A 16534-nucleotide genomic window follows, 5' to 3' on the forward strand; every position below is an offset into this window, starting at 1 on the left:
TCAGGTCCTGGGATTACTATCGACGTAAGTTGAAATTGGTAGGCGGTTTTACGCCAGCCAACCAGAACAAGGTGGTTATTCAGCTGATCCGCGAATGCAAAGCGTTGACAGGCATCGAGGCTGGGCGAATTGTCCTACCAATTGTTTTGCTCTCTTTATTGTGGATGCGCAATGAATTTCTGGAGGATGAACTGGTATTCGCTCACAAGCTGCATTATGACTATGTGGCTCAAGTTTCAATTGGTGTCGCTGAGCAGCAAGCCACGTTGATAGAGCAAGCACGCCAGGCTGAAATTATCATGGACGAGACAAGAAAGAACCACTTGGCCACCATTTCTCATTTACAGGATTTTTACAATGAAAAAATCAAGGCTGATATTGCACCTCTTACTCGAACTGGTACTGACCTGCGTAGTCAGTTGCGCATCGCCCTCGATGCCGAAGCCTATGTGGCCAGGCGACCAGCCGATCCTAACGGATATATTGAGCGGACTACCGGAGGCGGGGGGAAGCAGTAATGCAGCCGGTGTTGGAGAGGATTGCAAAGCGCTCCAAGGGCAATATGGAGTCCTTGAGTTCGGATGCGCGATGACAACACAAGACTACAATACGCTAGCCATTAGGGCTGCAAACCTATGCAAAATTTATAATTGCAAATGATTAATATTGGCGAGACCAATTTGCGAGTTTTTTCTTTCCAACATACTTATTGAATTCTTCTTTCAAGTTCGGCGGCCGAAAAACTTGCCGCATTCTATCTGCCCCAGTCCGCAAATAAGAAAAGCGTGCAATTGCTTTCAAATGCTCTGATTGAGGTGAAACTAAGGTTAAAAATCCAATTTAATTTCCAGAAATGCAACCAAATCCGAAAATCCCGTTGTTTGGGTCAACTCTGCATACATACTCAAATTGAGATGAAAGCGAAACTTTTTCGATAGTTTCTTTAGTTGCAGATGCGAAACTTTTGATTTGAAAGTTTTGTCCCAATCAGTATGCAAACCAAATTCTTTGAAATTTTCAATGAAATTACTCAAAGTTTGATTGGTTTGTGGGGAAAATCTTATAGATGTTATTTTTGGTGCAATTAAACAAGTATGTCTAAAATATAAAGCTTTGGATATTTTGGAGGAAAGTATTGCTAATGCATCTATAAACTCTGGGGAAAGTGTTTGGGTGGGATCAAATGGATATAAACCACCGAATCCATACATTGCTAGAGAGTGGCACCTCGCGTTTACCAGTCTTGCTATCATGGCTCACTTGGCAGACTCTATTTTCTATATTCACCATCGGCCATTTCAAGCGGGTCATTTCCTTCAGCCTCATCCCCGTTTCGATAGCAAAGAGCATGATGGCACCGACCCTTGATGTGCCTGTTATCGGTGGCTCATCAACATAATAGCCGCAGCTATGCAGCATAATGATCTCTTCGGTTAAGAGCACATCCCGGGAGGGTGTGGGAGGGGGGGATTTCTTTGAAGGGGTTATGGGTGAGCCACTTCCATTCCTTGACGGCCATAGAACAGGCGTTGCTCAGAATATTCCATTCGCGGCGGACAGAGGCATCAGCAACTTCCTTGCGCCGCTGGTTCCGCCAGGCTGTCATATGGCTGGAATTGAGTTCGCGTAGATTGACCTGGGCTACAGGGTATTTCTTTAAAAGCGCAATGGGGAGCTTTTCCCAGCGCTCCCCACGCTTGTTGGGGCTGACTTCCTCTGCATAGCGGTCAAGTAGGTCAGCAAAGGTTTTATTCGGGATGGCCCCGCTCTTTCCTGATATTATGTCTGCTTCGTGGCTTGAAGCTTAGGCTGTCGCCTCGGCTTTGGTGGGAAAGGTTCCGGAAACGAATTGTCCCTTGATTCGGATCTGGACTCGCCAGGATGAGCCGCGTTTTTGATAGGTCGCCATTTGGCACACTCTTTGGTGCAAAATTGGCACAGTTTAGTCTAAAAAATAGCGGGAAGCATAGGAAATTGGGGGAAGCTGTTAGCAAAAAAACCAGCACTCTCGGGCTATAAGCCTTCAAATCACTGGTTATCTGTATTGTTGGGATGGTGCCCAGAAGAGGACTCGAACCTCCACAGTGTTACCACCACTAGGACCTGAACCTAGCGCGTCTACCAATTCCGCCATCTGGGCATCGATTAACAATCGAGCCGCGCATTCTATAGGAAAGTTATACTTTGTCAACGAAAAAAAAACAGATTAAAAAAACCAATGTGAGAAAAGCTTCGCCGGCCCGCAAGGCAAGGGGGGCTAGGGTTGCCGACCCTTATGCCGAGCGTGAATCGGCAAATTATGCCAATCCTTTGCCAAGCCGGGAATTCATTCTTTCGGTCATGACTGAGCAGGGGGTTCCTATCACGGTGGAGCAGCTATACAAGCTGGTGGGTATAAAGAAATCCGAACAGGAGATTTTTGGGCGGCGTTTGGCAGCGATGGAGCGTGACGGGCAGATTATCCAGAACCGCAAGGGTGCCTTGTGCATCGCGGGGAAAGTCAATTTGTTGGCAGGCAAGGTACAAGGCCATCCCGATGGGTTTGGATTTTTTATACCGGATGCCGGAGGGGATGATTTATTCCTTTCCCCGCGTGAGATGGCGCAAGTCATGCATGGCGACCGGGTCATGGTGCGTCCAGCCGGGCTGGATAGGCGAGGCCGGCCGGAGGGCAGGATTGTTGAGGTGCTTGAGCGTTCGACCAAGACGCTTGTCGGCCGTGTCATCAGCAGCCATGGCGTGACTATCGTGGCGGCAGAGGATAAGCGGGTTAACCAGGACATCCTGATTCCTTACCACCTGGATATGGGGGCAAAGGATGGCCAGGTGGTGATGGTCGAGTTGACCGAGCAGCCTTCATCCCATGCCAAGCCGGTTGGCAAGGTGGTTGAGGTGCTGGGCAATTATGCTGATTCCGGCATGGAAATCGAAATTGCCTTGCGCAAGCATCGCTTGCCTTATGAGTTTTCTCTAGAAGCGCTCAATCAGGCGAAGAAATATCCCAAGCAGGTGCGCGCCGCCGACTGGAAGGATAGAGTGGATTTGCGTGAGTTGCCCTTGATTACCATTGATGGCGAAACTGCGCGGGACTTTGATGATGCAGTTTATTGTGAGCCACAAGGCAAGGGTTGGCGGCTGGTGGTGGCAATTGCCGATGTGAGTTTTTATGTAAAGCCTGGAGATGCGCTGGATAGGGATGCCTATGAGCGCGGCAATTCAGTCTATTTCCCGCGCCGGGTGATTCCCATGCTGCCAGAGGCTTTGTCCAATGGATTGTGCTCGCTCAATCCGGATGTAGAGCGGCTGTGCATGGTATGTGATATGCAGGTGAGCAGCACGGGTAGCGTCAAGCAGTACAAGTTTTATCCTTCAGTCATGCGTTCCAAGGCACGCATGACCTATACCAAAGTCTATGACATGATCAGCAATCCCGAGGGGGAGGTTGCGCGTGAATATGACTGGTTGGTGCCGCATGTGCAGCATTTGTATGCGTTGTACAAGGTGATGCTGACCACGCGTGAAAAGCGGGGCGCAATCGAGTTTGAAAGCAATGAGACGCTGATGGTGTTCGATGATAACGGCAAGATCGAGCGCATTGAGGCGACCTCGCGTAATGAAGCGCACCGGCTGATTGAGGAATGCATGTTGGCAGCCAACGTCTGTGCCTCTGATTTTCTCGCCAAGAATGAACATCCTGCGCTATATCGTATCCATGATGGGCCGACGCCGGAAAAGTTGGAGGCGCTGCGTACTTTTATGGGTGAGTTTGGCTTCAGTGTTGGCGGAGGCGATACGCCGCATGCCAAGGATTATGGCAGATTGCTGATCCAGATCAAGGGGCGCCCCGATGAGCAATTGTTGCAAACTGTGCTGTTGCGTTCCATGCAACAGGCGGTTTACAGCCCGGACAATATCGGTCACTTTGGTTTGGCGTACGAGTCCTATACCCACTTTACCTCGCCAATCCGCCGCTATCCCGATCTGCTCATTCATCGCGCCATCAAGGCGGTGTTGCATGGCGAGAAATATAAGGCGGGCGATTGGCAGGAGCTGGGCAAGCACTGTTCCATGACGGAAAGGCGTGCTGATGACGCGACACGTGATGTGGAAGCCTGGCTCAAGTGTTATTACATGCAGGATAAGCTCGGTGAGGTATTTGACGGCACGGTAGCTGGCGTGACCAGCTTTGGCCTGTTTGTGGCGCTGGATGGCGCCTATGTCGAGGGCTTGCTGCATGTGACCGAGCTTGGCAATGATTATTTCAATTACGACAAGGCCAGGCATGAAATGCTGGGAGAAAGAACCGGCGTGCGTTACCGATTGGGTGATAGACTGCGCGTCAAGGTAAGCCGGGTGGATCTTGAAACCAGCAAGATCGACTTTACTCTGGTTGCCAGGGACGAGCCCGTAGAGGCATCATCTGCCTCCGCTGAGCCGGTCAAGCAGCACCGTGACAAGACGGCTGCTGTACACAATTCGCAGAAGGCCAAACCAGTGGCTCAGGAGCAGGAAGTTGCGAAGCCATCTAGGCGGCGCAAATCAGCTGCTAGTGCTAATAATGCCAAGGGGGCCGAACCGCTGATTGAGGCATTGGTGCAAGGGGTGGCCGGCAAACCCCGGGCACGCAGGACGGCTGCCAAAGCTACAAGTAAAAAGCCGGCAGCCAAGCCGGCGCGTGCAAGTGGCGGAAAATCTCGCGCCAATGTGACAACCAAGGTAAAGAAAGCTAGTTGATTGAATGAGTGATGTACGTATTTTATTTGGCTTTCATGCCGTATTGAGCCGTTTGCGCCAGCATGGTGCCAGCATCCAGGAAATTCTTATAGATAAGGAGCGCGTGGACGCCCGCATGAAAGATCTGTTGCATATGGCGGAAAACGCCAATGTGAGGGTGATGCAGGTCGAGCGTGCGCGCCTGGATGGTATTGCAGGCGCTAATGCCCGCCATCAGGGTGTGATTGCCCGCGTGGAGGATACGCCGATTCCTTATAAGGATATTCACGATATTCTGGAATCTGACCTCAAGGAGCCTCCATTTTTCCTGGTGCTGGACGGTGTGGAAGATCCACATAACCTGGGTGCATGCCTGCGGGTGGCGGATGCCATGGGCGTGCATGCCGTGATTGCGCCCAAAGACCGGGCGGCCGGTTTGAATGCGACTGTGCGTAAGGTGGCATGCGGCGCAGCAGAAACAGTGCCTTTCATCGCGGTGACCAACCTGGCGCGTACCTTGCGCGAGCTTCAGGAAGCCGGCGTATTTGTGGTTGGCACGGCGGCAGAGGCAACGTCCGATCTTCCGTCAACAGACTTGTCAGGCCCACTTGCATTGGTGCTGGGGGCTGAGGGCGCCGGCTTGCGCAGGTTGACACAGGAAACCTGTGATAGCTTGATCAGTATTCCGATGTTTGGCTCGGTCGAGAGTTTGAATGTCTCAGTGGCGAGCGGGATTTGCTTGTATGAGGCGCGCAGGCAGCGCAGCCTGCAGCAGGTGTGAGGAAACCCGCCGATGGCGGGTTTATTGTTCCGGGCTTTACCGGCTAGTAAGTATCACCTGTTTATCACGAAATTGTGTTAGCTTGGTGATGTAAGCGCTTGGTTTTTGCAGGTAAATGCTCAGCAAATATTGCGTGCCAGCTTTATTTTAGGCCGTTAAAATGGTATTTTATCGGCCTTTCCGTCGTTGTTTTTATCTATATTATTCTTTGGAGTCATCATGGCTGTTGAACGTACCCTTTCCATTATCAAACCCGATGCAGTTGCCAAGAACGTGATCGGCAAGATCTACACCCGTTTTGAAGATGCCGGCCTCAAGATCATCGCTTCCAAGCTGGTGCAACTGTCTCAGGCCGATGCTGAGGGATTCTATGCTGTCCATAAAGAGCGTCCTTTCTTTAACGACTTGGTCAAGTTCATGATCTCCGGCCCTGTTGTGGTGCAAGTGCTGGAAGGCGAGAATGCCGTGCTTAAGCATCGTGAACTGCTGGGAGCTACTGATCCCAAGAAGGCCGACCCAGGTACCATTCGCGCTGACTTTGCTGACAGCATCGATGCCAACGCTGTGCACGGTTCTGACTCTCTGGAAAATGCTGCGACAGAAATCGCTTATTTCTTCGCACAGTCCAACGTTTACAGCCGCTAAGGTTTAAAATCGCATGACGGTCAATCTTCTCAATTTCAATCAGGCAGCGCTCGCTGAATACTTCCAGAGTATTGGTGAGAAGCCTTTTCGCGCCAAGCAGATGATGCGATGGATGTATCATTTCGGCGTGAATGAGTTTGCGGAGATGACCGATATTGCCAAGGCGTTGCGTGAAAAGCTCGCCGCGGAGGCCGTGATTGCGCCTCCGTCAGTCCACCTCGAGCAGATATCGGAAGACGGTACGCGCAAGTGGTTGATTGACGTAGGCGCAGGCAATGGCGTTGAAACCGTTTTTATCCCTGAAGATGACCGCGGCACCCTTTGCGTTTCGTCCCAGGTGGGATGTGCATTGGATTGCACATTCTGCTCCACCGGGCGCCAGGGGTTTAACCGCAATCTCAGTGTGGCCGAGATCATTGGCCAATTATGGGTGGCCAACAAGGCATTGGGACGGGATCCCAAGGGGGACCGCATCCTGAGCAATGTTGTGATGATGGGGATGGGCGAGCCATTGGCCAACTTTGACAATGTCGTGTCTGCCATGAATATCATGCTGGATGACTCTGCATACGGCCTGAGCCGCCGCCGGGTTACACTGTCGACTTCCGGCATGGTGCCTGCAATGGACCGATTGCGCGAGGAGTGTCCTGTGGCGTTGGCAGTGTCGCTGCATGCCCCCAATGACGCCTTGCGCGATGAGATTGTTCCGATCAACCGCAAATACCCATTGGCAGAACTTATGGCTGCCTGCCAGCGTTACCTTGAAAAGGCGCCGCGTGATTTTGTCACCTTCGAATATGTTATGCTGGATGGCGTCAATGATACGCTGGAGCATGCCAAGCAGTTGCTGGATGTGGTCAGGGATGTGCCGTGCAAGTTCAACCTGATTCCATTCAATCCTTTCCCCAATAGCGGGTACGATACCTCCAAGCCGGATAATATCCGCCGGTTCCGCGATATTCTCATGCAGGCCGGCTATATCGTCACCACGCGCAAGACGCGCGGCGACGACATTGATGCGGCTTGCGGCCAATTGGCCGGCAAGGTGCAGGACAAGACCAAGCGTTCATTACGCCGTATCAAGGTGGAGGCGGTTGCGTGAGGAAATACCTGGTGATGGTTACCGGGTTGCTGCTTGTTGCGTGTGCTGGCTCAGAAACCAGGCAGGATACCGAGGCAACCCGTGAAAGCGCGCGCGTCCACACAGAGCTTGGCGCGGGCTACTATGCCCAGAACCAGATTGCCGTAGCCCTGGAGGAGTTCGAGATTGCCGCGCGCGTGAATCCCTATTATGCACCGGCTTATAATGGCTTGGGCTTGGTGTACGGCACTTTGCGCGAGGATGAAAAGGCCGATGCGGCATTCCGCAAGGCCTTGCAGCTTGATCCGAAAAGCTCGGAAACCCGTAACAATTACGGCAGTTTTCTCTGCGCGCGCAACCGCATTGACGAATCAATTGTCCAGTTCAGCGAGGCGGTGAAGAACCCGCTGTATGTCACGCCTGGCGTTGCGTATATGAATGCGGGTACGTGCCTGTTGCGCAAGAAGGATGTCAAGCAGGCAGAGCTTTATCTTCAGCATGCCTTACAACTGCAACCCCAGTTATTCCAGGCAGGTTACCAATTGGCTGTGATTGCCTATACTCGAGGGGAGTATGACGTCGCGCGCAATTATTTGAGCCCGGCGCTGGAAAGCGATACGCCGACTGCGGAAATGCTGTGGCTGGGTATTAAGCTTGCGCGTGAAACCAGGGATCGAGATGGTGAAGCCAGTTATGCTTTGCAGTTAAGGAGAAAATTCCCCAACTCGGAGCAGACAAAACAATTATTGTCAGGGCAGTAATATGAGTGAGCAGAATTATCCTGATCAGGAGTTACAGGCAGCCCCCGCCTATATTGACCGCATCGGGCCGGTGCTGATTGCCGCGCGTGAGAATCTGCGGTTGACTGTGGATGATGTCTCTAACCGTTTGCGCCTGAGCTTGCGCCAGGTGCATGCGCTGGAAAGCGATGACTTTGCCGTGCTGCCCGAGGCGGTCATTACCCGCGGCTTTATCCGCAACTACGCACGCTTGTTGGGCATTGACGCTGCTCCCTTGTTGCATGTCTACAGCCAATATGTGCCGGTGCAGGACAATCAGGCGATCAGCATTCCTTCTGCCAATATTGTCATTTCCGGCGAGGCGGGCACATCATGGCGGCCATATGTCTGGGTTGGTGGCTTGCTGGTATTGTTGCTGTGCGCCTGGATACTGTATGTGGATTTCTTCCAGAAGCATGACCCGGAAGCCGGCCTTGCGGATACATCGGTATCTGAATTTCTGAATGGTGAAAACATCCTGTCTGATAGCGCTTCCATAGATAGTGCCGTCGCTCCGGAGCCGGTGTTGCCTGCCTCCTCTGAAGCACCCACTACGACTGCCCAGTTAGCAGAACCGATTGCTGCTGCGGACACTCCACCTGCCTCGGAGGCTGCTGCAGCGCCTGCACCGGCACAAGCCGCAAATATTGCCAACCAGGCCCTGCCTGAAGGCGAGGGTGCGCGTCTCAAGTTTTCTGTAAGTGAAGCCACTTGGGTAAGTATTTCGGACGGTAGCGGCAAACAAATCCTGAACAAGACGCTGGCCGCCAGCAGTGAGGAAATCATTGATGGCAAGCCGCCCTTCAGAGTGGTGGTGGGCAATGCAAATGGCACCAAGCTTGAATATAACAACCGCCCGGTTGACCTGATACCTTATATCAAGGTCAACGTGGCTCGTCTGACATTGGAGTAGTACTTGGATTATCAGACCAGTCTCAGCAGACGTACCACCAGAACCGTCATGATCGGCCATGTGCCTGTAGGTAGCAGCGCCCCCGTGGTCGTGCAGTCCATGACCAATACCGATACTGCGGATGCACCTGCCACGGTGCAGCAAGTCTATGAGCTATGGCGCGCAGGTTCAGAAGTCGTGCGTATTACAGTGAATTCGCCTGAAGCGGCGGCCCAGGTCGGCACCATCAGGCGCCAGCTTGATGATATGGGCTGCAATGTGCCCTTGGTTGGTGACTTTCACTTCAATGGCCACCGCCTGCTGGCGCAATATCCTGATTGTGCGGAGGCCTTGGCAAAATACCGCATCAATCCTGGCAATGTGGGCAAGGGTTCCAAGCGTGACGAGCAGTTTTCTGCGATGATCCGCGCGGCAATTGACTACAACAAGCCGGTGCGTATAGGCGTGAACTGGGGTAGCCTGGACCAGGCCAAGATGGCGCGCATGATGGATGAGAATTCCAAGCGCGCCGCGCCATTGAGTGCAGAGGCGCTGATGCGCGAAATGCTGATCCAGTCCGCGCTGGAGAATGCTGCAGAAGCCGAGGAGCTTGGCTTGCCGGGTAACCGCATCATCATCTCCTGCAAGGTGAGCGCGGTGCAGGACCTGATCAAGGTATATCGCGACCTTGGCAGCCGTTGCGATTATCCTTTGCACTTGGGGTTGACCGAAGCGGGCATGGGCTCCAAGGGGATTGTGGCTTCAACCGCCGCCTTGTCCGTGCTGTTGCAGGACGGCATAGGCGATACCATCCGCGTTTCACTAACGCCGGAACCTGGCGAATCGCGTACCAAGGAAGTCGTCGTGGCGCAGGAAATCCTGCAGACCATGGGGATACGCTCGTTCACGCCGCTTGTAACGGCATGCCCGGGTTGTGGCCGTACTACCTCCACCTTCTTCCAGGAACTTGCCCAGAAAATCCAGCGCTATCTGCGCGACCAGATGCCGATCTGGCGCAGCCAGTATCCGGGTGTGGAAAACATGAGCGTGGCCGTGATGGGCTGCGTGGTGAATGGGCCGGGTGAATCCAAACTGGCTAATATCGGCATCAGCCTACCTGGAACGGGAGAAGTGCCTGTGGCACCTGTTTATGTCGATGGCGAGAAGACCGTGACGCTCAAGGGCGAAGCAATTGCCGATGACTTCAAGGTGATTGTTGAGGAATATGTGCGCATCAATTATGCCGAGGGAGGCCGCTTGCGGCAGAGTAGCCCGAGCAAGGGCTCGAAAACCATACCGCTCAAGGCGATCTGAAAATTAGATTGAGTTCAAGTATTTATGTCCGATAAGTTTCAAAGCATCAAGGGTTTCTACGACATCTTGCCGGCAGATACCGCGCTCTGGCAAAAGCTGGAGGACGGCGCACGACGTGTGCTGGCACAATATGGCTACCGCAATATCCGCCTGCCGATTGTCGAACCTACCGAACTGTTCATCCGCGGTGTGGGCGAGCATACCGATATTGTCGAAAAGGAAATGTATTCCTGGGAAGACAAGCTCAATGGCGACCGCCTGACCTTGCGCCCCGAGGGGACTGCCGGATGTGTCCGCGCGGTTGTCGAGCACAGCCTGACTTACAACGGCCCACAACGCCTATGGTACATGGGGCCGATGTTCCGCCATGAGAATGTACAAAAAGGCCGCCAGCGCCAGTTTCACCAAATAGGCGCCGAGGCTTTTGGCTATGCCGGCCCGGATGTGGATGCCGAGCAGATTGTCATGCTGGCCCGGCTCTGGCGCGAACTGGGGGTGGCGGATGCGGTGGAGCTGCAACTCAATACCATTGGAGATGCTGCGGAACGTGCCGATTATCGCCAGGCGCTGATTGCCTATTTTGAGCAGCATGTTGATATCCTGGATGCAGATGCAAAACGCCGCCTGCATGCCAACCCCTTGCGAATCCTTGATAGCAAGACCTCCGCAATGCGGGCCGTGATCGAAGCCGCGCCCAGACTGCTCGATAGTCTGGGTGAGGAAAGCCGCGCGCATTTTGATGGCCTGACGCGTCAGCTGGACCAAATTGGCGTCAAGTGGGTGTTGAACACCCGCCTGGTGCGCGGGCTGGACTATTACAACCGTACCGTTTTTGAATGGGTGACCAGCAAGCTCGGCAGCCAGGGCACGATTGCCGGCGGCGGACGCTACGATACGCTGGTGCAAAGCCTGGGTGGCAAGGAAACCCCAGCATGCGGTTTTGGCATCGGTCTTGAGCGTGTCTTCCTGTTGATGCAGGAGTGCGGGATCGGGGCTGTGCAAAGCCCGGATGTCTATCTGGTCAACGTGGGCGAGACAGCTGCCAGCGCAGCGTTGCCGATTGCCGAAGCCTTGCGCGACAGCGGGCTGAGCGTGAATCTGCATGCGGGCGGCGGCAGTTTCAAGTCGCAAATGAAGAAGGCCGACCAGAGTGGCGCACCTTATGCGCTGATTCTCGGGGATGACGAGATCGCCGCCAACGAGGTTTGCCTGAAACCGTTGCGCGAAAGCGGCGAGCAACGCAGAATGTCCCTGTCCCAAGCCATAGAGGCGCTACATACATGACCGAGCTTTTGCGCATTGAGCATCTGACGATTACACCCAAGTCCGAACCCGGACATTTACTGGTCAACAATGTCTCGTTTGCGCTGGAGACAGGCAAGACGACTTGTATCGTCGGTGAATCCGGCAGTGGTAAAAGCCTGACTGCATTGGCGGTGATGGGCTTGTTGTCGGATCAGTTGCAGTTAAAAAGCGGCGCTATCCATTTCAAGGGGCACGATATTGCACATGCCAGCAATGTCCAGTTGCGTAAGATTCGCGGCAGGGAAATTGGCATGATATTTCAGGAACCCATGACTTCGCTTAACCCGGTACTCACGGTCGGGTACCAGATCGGCGAAAGCCTGACCCAGCATCTCAAGTTGACTGGTGCTGCGCTTAAGTCCCGGGTTGCCGGCCTATTGCAGCAAGTCGGCATCCCGCCCGAGCGGGCAGGCAGCTATCCGGACGAATTGTCTGGCGGCCAGCGCCAGCGCGTCATGATAGCCATGAGCATCGCCTGCGAGCCTGCCATGCTGATTGCCGATGAGCCAACTACTGCGCTGGATGTGACTGTGCAGGCGCAAATTCTCAAGCTGCTGGATGACCTCAAGACCCGGATGAACATGGGCATGCTGTTTATTACCCATGATTTTGGCGTGGTCGCGGATATTGCCGATAACGTGGTGGTCATGTTCCGCGGCGAGATTGTCGAATCCGGGCCGGTGCAGGATGTGCTGCAACATCCCCAGCACCCTTATACCCGCGCTCTGCTGGATTGCGTGCCGGATGCGGATGGCAAGAAGCCGCTCAAACCAATCGACTATGCCTGGTTGAATGCAGGAGCCGCCTGATATGAGCGTCACCTCAGAAAACAATATCCTTGTTGCCAGCCATCTTAATAAAACCTATACCCAGCGTAGCGGGCGCTTTGGTTTTGGCAGCAGCAAGACCAAAGCACTGGACGATGTGAGTATTTCACTGCGTGCAGGTTCCACCTTGGCAGTAGTGGGAGAGTCGGGCAGCGGTAAATCCACTTTGGCGCGTTGTCTGTTACAATTGCAGCCCTTGGATAGCGGCGAAGTCATATTTCAGGGCAAGAATCTGGCTGGTCTTTCCGGTCACGACTTGCGCCAGGAACGCCGCCATTTGCAGATGATTTTTCAGGATCCTTTCGCCTCGCTCAATCCACGCATGAAAGTGCGCGAGATTGTGGCTGAAGGCCTGGTGATCCATGAGGTCGGCACAGCAAGCGAGCAGCAGGACAAGGTAGCCCGCATGCTTGAGCGCGTTGGCTTGAGCACGGCTGACATGAACAAGTATCCGCACCAGTTTTCTGGCGGGCAGCGGCAGCGGATTGGCATTGCCCGCGCATTGGTGCTGCAACCCAAGGTAGTGGTGTGTGATGAGCCGGTTTCTGCGCTGGACGTGTCGATTCAGGCGCAGATTTTGCTGTTGTTGCAAAGCCTGCAGCAGGAAATGGACTTGAGTTATATCTTTATCAGCCATGACCTGCGCGTGGTGCGCCATATTGCGGATGATATTGCCGTGATGTACAAGGGCCGCATCGTGGAGCAGGGGAAGGTGGAGGAGGTATATGCTGCGCCAACCCAGGACTACACCCGTAATTTGTTGAATTCTATCCCTGGACGCAAGTCACAGGCTGCGTAATTTTAGGAAATAGCATGGCATACGATTTGGAAGAGCAGGATCAGCTGGACGCACTCAAAAGCTGGTGGAAACGTAATGGCAATATCATTGCTGGTGTTGCAGTCCTTGCACTGGTTGGCATTGGCGGCTATGAAGGCTGGAAATATTACCAGTACCAGCAGTCGGGTGCGGCTTCTGTTCAATATCAGAACATGGCTAATACCGATATCAAGGATGCTGCAAAAATCCGTGCCTTGTCTGCGGAGCTGATGGATAAGTATTCCTCAACCCCATATGCTGGGCGGGCCGCTGTGGCTGTGGCCAAGCTCAACTACCAGGAGCAGGATATTGACAGCGCCAAAGCCCAACTGGGATGGGCTGCCAAGAATGCTAAGGAAGATGCGGTCCGGGCGATTGCATTGCTGCAACTGGCATCCATCCAATATGAAGAAAAAGCGTATGACGCTGCATTGAGTACATTGTCCGAAAAGCATGACGCTGGTTATGCCGGCCTGTTCGCAGACCTCAAGGGTGATGTTCTGGCCGCGCAAGGCAAGACCGAAGATGCCAAGGCCGCTTACAAGGAAGCGCTAGCCAAGCTGGATATCCAGGGTGATTACTACAAATATACTGAGCATAAGCTGGAAGCGCTTGGTAGTTAAGTGGAGCTAAGTTTGCGTTTAATTTCATTCCTTGTTGTCGCAGCCTTTGCCATTAGCGGTTGCACCACTATTACTGATCTCAAGACCGATATTTCCGAGCGGATGTTCGGGCGCGATCAGACGGATCCACCTGCTGAGCTGGTGGATTTCAAGCCAAGTTTGAAGCCCAGCATTGTCTGGTCTGCCAAGGTTGGTGAATCAGGTGTGGCCGATTTTATCCCGGCAGCGGCTGAAGGCTTTGTCTATGCCGCGAGCGGTAATGGCGAAATTGCCAAGTTTGAGGCGATCAAGGGCAAACAGGTCTGGAAGATTAATGCTGGCGAAGCCCTCACCGGCGGCGTGGGTCTGGGTAGCCAGCTAGTGCTCGTGGGCACACCTACGGGTTATGTATTGGCATACGACCTGGATGGCAAATTGCTCTGGAAATCCAAGGTAAGCAGTGAGGTGCTGAGTGCACCGCAGGTGGATAATGGCGTGGTGGTGGTGCGTTGTGGTGATAGCCGGATTTTCGGTCTGAATGCCAAGGACGGTGCGCGCAAGTGGGTATATGAGCGCGCAACGCCAACTCTGACGCTGCGCAGCAGTGCGGGTGTCACTATTGCAGATGGCGCAGTCTATGCTGGTTTTGCCGGCGGCAAGCTGGTTGCATTGCGTGCTGATGACGGCAAGACCTTGTGGGAGGCTTCTGTCTCGTTGCCCAAGGGCACAACCGAACTGGAGCGGATTGCCGATATTACCAGCCTGCCAGTGGTGGATGGTTCCCTGGTTTATTCGGTCGCCTATCAGGGGCGCGTGGCAGCTGTTGAACGCACGACAGGCCGTATCAGCTGGACACGCGATATTCCAAGTTACACCGGCCTGGGTGCCGAGGAGGCACGGGTTTATGTTTCTCATGAGACAGGTGCCGTATTTGCATTGGACTACTCCAGTGGCCGTACCTTCTGGCGTCAGGCTGATCTCAAAAACCGTCACCTGAGTGCTCCGCTACCCATGGGCGGCGTGGTGGCAGTGGGTGATGTGGAAGGCTATGTGCATTTCATGGACAGGGATGAGGGCAACTTTGTTGCCAGGCTGCAGACAGAAAAAAGCGCCATCATGCCGCAGCCTGTTGCGCTTGGAACCAATGGCTTCCTTGTTCAAACCCGCAAGGGTGGCCTGTTCGCGGTTTCAGTCGCTCAGTAATGATGCTACCCACCATTGTCCTGGTAGGCCGACCCAATGTTGGCAAATCCACCTTATTCAACCGCCTGACCAAAACACGTGATGCCTTGGTGGCAGACCTGCCCGGGCTGACGCGCGACCGCCATTATGGCCGCGGCGTAGTAGGCAGCAAGCCGTATCTGGTTGTGGATACCGGTGGTTTCGAGCCATTGGTTGATACCGGCATCCTGAAGGAAATGGCGCGCCAGACATTGCTGGCCGTTGACGAAGCCGATGTGGTGATCTTTCTGGTGGATGGGCGCAATGGCCTGGCGCCGCAAGACAAGGTGATTGCCGAGCGTCTGCGCAAGAGCCAGCGTCCTATCCTGCTGGCAGTGAACAAGACCGAAGGCATGCAGCGTGCGATTGCCAGCGCCGAGTTTCATGAGCTTGGCCTGGGTGATCCTTTATCTATTTCTTCTGCCCATGGCGAAGGCGTACGTGACCTCGTCGAACTGGCGTTGGAAAATTTCCCCGAGCCTAGCGAGGAAGAGGATGAGGCTACCAATAAGGTGCCCAAGGTGGCGATTGTCGGGCGTCCGAACGTGGGCAAGTCTACCCTGGTAAATGCATTGCTGGGCGAAGAGCGCGTGATCGCGTTCGACCAGCCCGGCACCACGCGGGATTCCATTTATTTGGATCTTGAGCGTAATGGCAAGAATTACACCATTATTGATACCGCCGGCGTGCGCAAGCGTGGCAAGGTCTTTGAGGCGGTTGAAAAATTCTCTGTCATCAAGACCATGCAGGCGATCGAGGAGGCCAATGTCGCCATCCTGGTCGTTGATGCGCAGGAAGGCATTACCGAGCAGGATGCCCACGTTTCAGCCTATATCCTCGAGAGCGGCCGTGCGTTGGTCGTGGCCGTGAACAAGTGGGATGGCCTGGAAGAGGACAAGCGCGAGTGGATCAAGCGCGAGATAGACCGCAAGCTGCAATTCCTGGATTTTGCCAAGTTCCATTACATTTCTGCGTTACGTAAAAAAGGCTTGGGCGAATTGTTTGGCTCTGTGGATGGCGCTTACAAAGCGGCCATGGCCAAGCTTTCAACGCCGCAACTGACCAGGGTACTGGAAGATGCCACTATGCAGCATCAACCACCTATCAGCAAGGGCATACGCCCCAAGCTGCGCTATGCGCACCAGGGCGGCAGCAACCCGCCGATTGTGGTGATTCACGGCAATCATATTGATGGTATCAAGGATAGTTACAGGCGATATCTTGCAGGAGTGTTCCGCAAGGCATTCCAGCTGACTGGCACGCCATTGAGGGTGCAATTCAATCAGGGTGCAAACCCATTTGCCGAGTCCGAAGAGCGCAAGCAGGGCGAGGGTATCGTCAGCATGCGCAGGCGTAAGACTGCTGAGCGTGCCGTTATGAATGCACGCAAGAATGAAGAAAAAGGGCGTAAGGTAAAGGCGCAGCCAGGTGTGGTGGCAAGTGCACGCAACTTGAAGAAAAAACCGGTGCTAAAGAAATAAGAGATATTGTTTGTGTATCGGTTTGTTTAGTAAGTTGAATTGATTAGCCGGGCAAAAGCCCGGCTAAGTTTTTAGA

General features: G+C 53.8%; 16 protein-coding genes and 1 tRNA gene. 14 read left to right on the top strand and 3 right to left on the bottom strand.

From position 1 onward, the window contains the following. Nucleotides 1–29: 29 nt before the first annotated feature. Entirely contained in the window at nt 30–518 is a 489-nt protein-coding gene (locus LG198_RS02845; protein WP_230341653.1) for a lysozyme family protein, read from the top strand. A 309-nt stretch (nt 519–827) separates the two neighbouring features. On the opposite strand, the gene LG198_RS02850 is transcribed toward LG198_RS02845, so the two are convergent. From LG198_RS02850 to LG198_RS02855, 3 genes are all read right to left on the bottom strand, one after another. Further along, complete coding sequence (locus LG198_RS02850) at nt 828–1253, bottom strand: hypothetical protein (RefSeq protein WP_230341654.1); 426 nt, start codon at nt 1251–1253, stop codon at nt 828–830. Then, nucleotides 1180–1419, bottom strand: a complete 240-nt coding sequence (locus LG198_RS14415; protein WP_407659124.1) for a tyrosine-type recombinase/integrase — start codon at nt 1417–1419, stop codon at nt 1180–1182. The genes LG198_RS02850 and LG198_RS14415 overlap by 74 nt, the downstream gene beginning before the upstream one ends. 634 nt (nt 1420–2053) lie before the next feature. Further along, nucleotides 2054–2140: transfer RNA gene (locus tag LG198_RS02855), tRNA-Leu, on the bottom strand. Nucleotides 2141–2340: 200 nt separating this feature from the next. Here LG198_RS02855 and rnr point away from each other — a divergent pair. The 13 genes from rnr (at nt 2341) to der (ending at nt 16458) form a co-directional block, all read left to right on the top strand. Then, complete coding sequence (gene rnr, locus LG198_RS02860; protein ID WP_230342051.1) at nt 2341–4734, top strand: ribonuclease R; 2394 nt, start codon at nt 2341–2343, stop codon at nt 4732–4734. Between the two features lie 4 nt (nt 4735–4738). Continuing rightward, nucleotides 4739–5494 (top strand): 23S rRNA (guanosine(2251)-2'-O)-methyltransferase RlmB, encoded by a 756-nt coding sequence (gene rlmB / locus LG198_RS02865; protein WP_230341655.1) that lies wholly within the window; start codon nt 4739–4741, stop codon nt 5492–5494. Nucleotides 5495–5713: 219 nt separating this feature from the next. Next, a complete protein-coding gene (gene ndk, locus LG198_RS02870) occupies nt 5714–6139 on the top strand; it encodes a nucleoside-diphosphate kinase (protein WP_230341656.1) in 426 nt (141 codons plus the stop codon). Nucleotides 6140–6152: 13 nt separating this feature from the next. Beyond that, the gene (gene rlmN, locus LG198_RS02875; RefSeq protein WP_230341657.1) at nt 6153–7241 is read left to right on the top strand and encodes a 23S rRNA (adenine(2503)-C(2))-methyltransferase RlmN; all 1089 of its coding nucleotides are present in this window, start codon (nt 6153–6155) and stop codon (nt 7239–7241) included. Then, nucleotides 7238–7981 (top strand): type IV pilus biogenesis/stability protein PilW, encoded by a 744-nt coding sequence (gene pilW / locus LG198_RS02880; protein ID WP_230341658.1) that lies wholly within the window; start codon nt 7238–7240, stop codon nt 7979–7981. Before rlmN ends, pilW begins: the two co-directional genes overlap by 4 nt. 1 nt (nt 7982) lies before the next feature. Continuing rightward, complete coding sequence (locus LG198_RS02885) at nt 7983–8912, top strand: RodZ domain-containing protein (protein ID WP_230341659.1); 930 nt, start codon at nt 7983–7985, stop codon at nt 8910–8912. Nucleotides 8913–8915: 3 nt separating this feature from the next. After that, complete coding sequence (gene ispG, locus LG198_RS02890) at nt 8916–10205, top strand: flavodoxin-dependent (E)-4-hydroxy-3-methylbut-2-enyl-diphosphate synthase (protein ID WP_268866762.1); 1290 nt, start codon at nt 8916–8918, stop codon at nt 10203–10205. Nucleotides 10206–10229: 24 nt separating this feature from the next. Further along, nucleotides 10230–11489, top strand: coding sequence for a histidine--tRNA ligase (gene hisS / locus LG198_RS02895; protein ID WP_230341660.1), 1260 nt, complete (start codon nt 10230–10232; stop codon nt 11487–11489). Further along, nucleotides 11486–12319: an ATP-binding cassette domain-containing protein gene (locus LG198_RS02900; RefSeq protein ID WP_230341661.1), complete on the top strand. Its 834-nt coding sequence runs from the start codon at nt 11486–11488 to the stop codon at nt 12317–12319. The genes hisS and LG198_RS02900 overlap by 4 nt, the downstream gene beginning before the upstream one ends. Nucleotide 12320: 1 nt before the next feature. After that, nucleotides 12321–13136 (top strand): ATP-binding cassette domain-containing protein, encoded by an 816-nt coding sequence (locus LG198_RS02905; protein ID WP_230341662.1) that lies wholly within the window; start codon nt 12321–12323, stop codon nt 13134–13136. Between the two features lie 14 nt (nt 13137–13150). Continuing rightward, nucleotides 13151–13777: a YfgM family protein gene (locus LG198_RS02910; RefSeq protein ID WP_230341663.1), complete on the top strand. Its 627-nt coding sequence runs from the start codon at nt 13151–13153 to the stop codon at nt 13775–13777. Nucleotides 13778–13789: 12 nt separating this feature from the next. Further along, nucleotides 13790–14959: an outer membrane protein assembly factor BamB gene (bamB, locus tag LG198_RS02915; RefSeq protein WP_230341664.1), complete on the top strand. Its 1170-nt coding sequence runs from the start codon at nt 13790–13792 to the stop codon at nt 14957–14959. 2 nt (nt 14960–14961) lie between these two features. Beyond that, nucleotides 14962–16458 (top strand): ribosome biogenesis GTPase Der, encoded by a 1497-nt coding sequence (der, locus tag LG198_RS02920; protein ID WP_230342053.1) that lies wholly within the window; start codon nt 14962–14964, stop codon nt 16456–16458. Nucleotides 16459–16534 lie beyond the last annotated feature (76 nt).

The sequence above is a fragment of the Methylobacillus arboreus genome, assembly GCF_020532725.1.
Lineage (GTDB): Bacteria > Pseudomonadota > Gammaproteobacteria > Burkholderiales > Methylophilaceae > Methylobacillus > Methylobacillus arboreus.

What these genes read in the sequence shown, in the direction of transcription:
- LG198_RS02850 (WP_230341654.1), bottom strand. Translation starts at nt 1,253, where the DNA reads ATGATAGCAAGACTGGTAAACGCGAGGTGCCACTCTCTAGCAATGTAT.
- LG198_RS14415 (WP_407659124.1), bottom strand. Translation starts at nt 1,419, where the DNA reads ATGCTGCATAGCTGCGGCTATTATGTTGATGAGCCACCGATAACAGGC.
- rnr (WP_230342051.1), top strand. Translation starts at nt 2,341, where the DNA reads ATGACTGAGCAGGGGGTTCCTATCACGGTGGAGCAGCTATACAAGCTG.
- rlmB (WP_230341655.1), top strand. Translation starts at nt 4,739, where the DNA reads ATGAGTGATGTACGTATTTTATTTGGCTTTCATGCCGTATTGAGCCGT.
- ndk (WP_230341656.1), top strand. Translation starts at nt 5,714, where the DNA reads ATGGCTGTTGAACGTACCCTTTCCATTATCAAACCCGATGCAGTTGCC.
- rlmN (WP_230341657.1), top strand. Translation starts at nt 6,153, where the DNA reads ATGACGGTCAATCTTCTCAATTTCAATCAGGCAGCGCTCGCTGAATAC.
- LG198_RS02885 (WP_230341659.1), top strand. Translation starts at nt 7,983, where the DNA reads ATGAGTGAGCAGAATTATCCTGATCAGGAGTTACAGGCAGCCCCCGCC.
- hisS (WP_230341660.1), top strand. Translation starts at nt 10,230, where the DNA reads ATGTCCGATAAGTTTCAAAGCATCAAGGGTTTCTACGACATCTTGCCG.
- LG198_RS02900 (WP_230341661.1), top strand. Translation starts at nt 11,486, where the DNA reads ATGACCGAGCTTTTGCGCATTGAGCATCTGACGATTACACCCAAGTCC.
- LG198_RS02905 (WP_230341662.1), top strand. Translation starts at nt 12,321, where the DNA reads ATGAGCGTCACCTCAGAAAACAATATCCTTGTTGCCAGCCATCTTAAT.
- LG198_RS02910 (WP_230341663.1), top strand. Translation starts at nt 13,151, where the DNA reads ATGGCATACGATTTGGAAGAGCAGGATCAGCTGGACGCACTCAAAAGC.
- der (WP_230342053.1), top strand. Translation starts at nt 14,962, where the DNA reads ATGCTACCCACCATTGTCCTGGTAGGCCGACCCAATGTTGGCAAATCC.